Below are 3,329 nucleotides of genomic sequence, written 5' to 3' on the forward strand. Positions count from 1 at the left end.
AGTAGTGGGACCGGGCCTGCGTTCCTGCCCATCGCGTGCTCAGCTCAAGGAGGACCACACGTGCATGAGTCGGCATGCGAGTGATCAAGTACGCAGCAGTGATCGCTCGGGCCTCAAGGTGGGAGCGAGCTCGGCCGAGGAACACCCGGTGCTGTACTCCGACGCGGTGGACGGTGGCCGGAGGTGTGAAGGCGGGATGACGGGGCAGCCGGTGTGGCGGAGGGAGTTCCCGTTCTTCCCGGTTTTGACCCACATTTGACTCAGAAGAGGTGCACATGGCCGGCACGACCTCACGTTCGACGGGCAACGGCATGGCGATCGCGAGCCTTGTCGTCGGCGTCATCTCGCTCTTCGTCTTCAGCATCGTCCTCGGGCCGATCGCCGTCATCCTCGGTGTGGTGGCGCACCAGCGGGCGGCGTCCGGCATGGCGAAGGCGGGCATCGTCCTCGGCGTCATCGCCACAGTGCTGGGGATCATCTTCATCGCCAGCGGTGGATTCAACTGGTACGTGGGCGGCTGATCCAGCCCGCGCCGACGACCCCCGCGACGTGCGCGGGCCGGGGCCGCGTGGCCGTGCGCCGCGCGGCCACGGCATGTCCCCGGGGCGGCGCTCGGCCCGGGGACACGGCCCGGCGCGGGAAGACGACCTGGCCGGGCCGTGGCCCCGCTCGGTCGGGTCGCGTCCGCCCCGGGCGCTAGGAACGCTCCGGGTCGATGAGGGCGAGGCCGATCTCGGGGCGGTGGGTCTTGCGCAGGGTGGCCGGACTGGCGCGTACGACGATCTCCAGGGTGGGCCACACGTCGCCTTCCAGGAGGTGGCCGCCCCGCGTCGTCCCGTCGGCCAGGCCCAGGACGGCGTGCAGGTGGGGTACCGGGCCGTCCTCGCCCACCGCGACGTCGCCCACCAGGGACAGCACCTCGCACTGTTCGTCGACCCGGATGGGCTGGTAGTCCTTGCGCTCCCGGTCGAACCAGCCCACGACCGCCGAGCGGAACGCGCCCACGGCCGTGACCTGCGCCGCGCCCAGGTTCCGGGCCCGCGCGAAGTCCGTCAGCCGCTGCGCCGCGTCCTCCCCCGGGTCGAGGACGACGACGTAGGCCGGTGTCGGTTCGTCTTCCACTTGCTGCCACTTCATGGCACCGGGGTACCCCCGCGCACGGGGTTCCCTAACGCCGGGACGCGGACGGACCCGGGCGCCCCGGCACGGCTCGGGGCCCGGCCCGGCGTGTTCCGGCGGCCTACCGCCACTCCGGTGCGCGAGCCGGGTCCCCGGCCGGTTCGGCGGTGAGGACGTACCGCACCGTGTCGTCCGCCGCGCTGACCTGGACCGGGAGCCCGGTGCGCAGGCGAGCCAGCGCGTCTTCACGCAGCGGCTCGTCCCGCAGCCAGGCCCGCATGACCGCGCCGGGGTTCGGACCGTGGCCGTGGACTTCGCGAAGGCACTGGGGCGGAAGCGGGCCCGGCGCCCCGGGCAGGGGGTCCAGCGCGTGGGCGATGAGCAGCGCCCGGTCCCGCAGCCACCGCACGGCCAGCCTGGGCGTGGTCGTGTGCGTCCCGCCGAGGTCCCACCGACCGGCGGGATCGGCGAGTGAACGGGCGACGGCGGTGCAGCGGTACCGTCGGACGCGCGGCCCGGCGGACGAGGAGTGAGCGGCGGCGATCACGAGCGATCGGTCCTCTCGCACAGCGCGCACCCCCGCACGCACGGCGGCCTCGGAGCACCGCGCGGGACGTAGAGCACGCCGCTCGCCGCGACGGGGACGGCGCCCGCCAGCGGGTGGCCCTCCCCCGTGCGGCGGTCGGACGCCCCGTCGTCGTCCACGGCTGCCCGGGGCGGGTTCTCCGAGCCGCCCATCACGTGCGCTCCTCGCGGGCGGCCCACGCCCGTGCGACCTCGGCGGCGGTCGGCCGCCGTGCGTCCGCGTCGCTCACCGGCCACTCACGGCCTCCGCCGAGGGGACGCAGCCACAGCCTGCCGACGAACGTCTCGCGGTACTCACCCACGCGGCCCGTCGTCTTGTCGTACAGGTAGTCACCGGGCGCAATGGCCGACTTCCTCTTCACCCTGAGCATCTCCCTCAACTCCCCCACGTGTCGGTCAACTTGAACGACCAGCACAGACCCTCACCACCTGCACGAAGGAACCGTCCGTGCTGGATCAGTCACAGCGTGGAGGGTGGGCGGGCTAGGTTGGAAGCCGGCTCGGCCCCACAGAACTTTCGTCAAGGGAGGTCATTCGCTTGGCGCGTCCACGTGATCCACGGCCGGACGCGAAACCACCCGGCGAGGCGTACGGCGAAGAGCTGCGCATCCGCCGGAAGGCCGCCGACATGACGCAGGAGGAACTGGGTGAAGTGGTGCGCTGCCATGCTTCACTCATCGCGCACTGGGAAGTGGGACGCCGCAAGCCCACCCTGGACGACGCGAAACTGCTGAACAGAGCGCTGGGACCCGACGGCTTCTTCACCCGCTTCCTGGGAACACTGGAGACGAGCAAGTACCCCGACTACTTCGCCGCTGCCGCTGAGGCGGAGCAGCAGGCGACTTCTATCGAGGAGTACGCACTCGCACTGGTTCCGGGCGTGCTCCAGACCGAGGGCTACGCTCGCGCAGTATTCGAGGCCATGGGGAAGAACCACACGCAGCAAATGCTTGACGACGAGGTTGTCAAACGCATAGAGCGAACGCGGCTGCTGAACGACCCGACGCGCCCGACCTGCTGGTTCGTCCTGAACGAAACCGTCCTTCGCACAGTCGTGGGAGGACGGAGTGTCATGGCCGGCCAACTGCGGCACATCGCGGCTCTGGCCCGGGCTGGGCGTATCCGCGCGCAAGTTCTCCCGCATGCCGAGGGAGCACATGCCACGATGGAGTCGATGCTGTCACTCATGCGCTTCGCCGACTCTCCCGAGCTGGCCTACGTCGAGGGTCTGCACAGCGGTGTACTCATGGACGATCCGCTGAAGGTGCGGAAGTGCCGGGACGCTTACGATCTGGCCAGGGGTGCCGCACTGTCACCGGCAGTATCCCTGAAGATCATCGACCAGGTGGCGGAGGAGTACGAACAACCATGAATCGTGAGTCACTTGAGCTGCCCGCCGCCACCTGGCGCAAGTCCAGCTACAGCGGCGGCAGCGGCGGCTCGTGCGTCGAGGTTGCCGACGGCTTCGTCGGCGTCATGCCCGTCCGCGACAGCAAGGACACGGCAAAGCCCGCCATCGTCCACAGCACCGCAGCCTGGCAGGCCTTCGTGACGGGAGTCGCCTCGGGCGCCCTCTGACAGTGATCATGTGAGTGGTGGTTCTGCTGATGAGCCTGACTCGCCCT

General features: G+C 70.4%; 6 protein-coding genes. 3 read left to right on the forward strand and 3 right to left on the reverse strand.

Annotation, left to right across the window (positions count from 1 at the left end; translation table 11 throughout):
- Positions 1–275 precede the first annotated feature (275 nt).
- Positions 276–521 carry a DUF4190 domain-containing protein gene (locus OSB71_RS24015; RefSeq protein ID WP_265950911.1) on the forward strand — a complete coding sequence of 82 codons (246 nt, stop codon included), beginning with the start codon at positions 276–278 and terminating at the stop codon, positions 519–521.
- Between the two features lie 175 nt (positions 522–696).
- On the opposite strand, the gene OSB71_RS24020 is transcribed toward OSB71_RS24015, so the two are convergent.
- The 3 genes from OSB71_RS24020 to OSB71_RS24030 all read right to left on the reverse strand — a co-directional run bounded on the left by OSB71_RS24020 (position 697) and on the right by OSB71_RS24030 (position 2,075).
- Complete coding sequence (locus OSB71_RS24020) at positions 697–1,137, reverse strand: PPC domain-containing DNA-binding protein (protein WP_265950912.1); 441 nt, start codon at positions 1,135–1,137, stop codon at positions 697–699.
- A gap of 103 nt (positions 1,138–1,240) precedes the next feature.
- A complete protein-coding gene (locus tag OSB71_RS24025; protein ID WP_265950913.1) occupies positions 1,241–1,687 on the reverse strand; it encodes a hypothetical protein in 447 nt (148 codons plus the stop codon).
- Between the two features lie 169 nt (positions 1,688–1,856).
- Positions 1,857–2,075 carry a hypothetical protein gene (locus tag OSB71_RS24030; protein ID WP_265950914.1) on the reverse strand — a complete coding sequence of 73 codons (219 nt, stop codon included), beginning with the start codon at positions 2,073–2,075 and terminating at the stop codon, positions 1,857–1,859.
- 167 nt (positions 2,076–2,242) lie between these two features.
- Between OSB71_RS24030 and OSB71_RS24035 the strand changes: the two genes are divergently transcribed.
- Both OSB71_RS24035 and OSB71_RS24040 read left to right on the forward strand, forming a co-directional pair.
- Positions 2,243–3,076, forward strand: a complete 834-nt coding sequence (locus OSB71_RS24035; RefSeq protein ID WP_265950915.1) for a helix-turn-helix domain-containing protein — start codon at positions 2,243–2,245, stop codon at positions 3,074–3,076.
- A complete protein-coding gene (locus OSB71_RS24040; RefSeq protein ID WP_265950916.1) occupies positions 3,073–3,282 on the forward strand; it encodes a DUF397 domain-containing protein in 210 nt (69 codons plus the stop codon). Before OSB71_RS24035 ends, OSB71_RS24040 begins: the two co-directional genes overlap by 4 nt.
- The last annotated feature ends 47 nt before the right edge of the window (positions 3,283–3,329 follow it).

Origin of the sequence: Streptomyces marinisediminis (assembly GCF_026262575.1) — a bacterium.
GTDB lineage: Bacteria > Actinomycetota > Actinomycetes > Streptomycetales > Streptomycetaceae > Streptomyces > Streptomyces marinisediminis.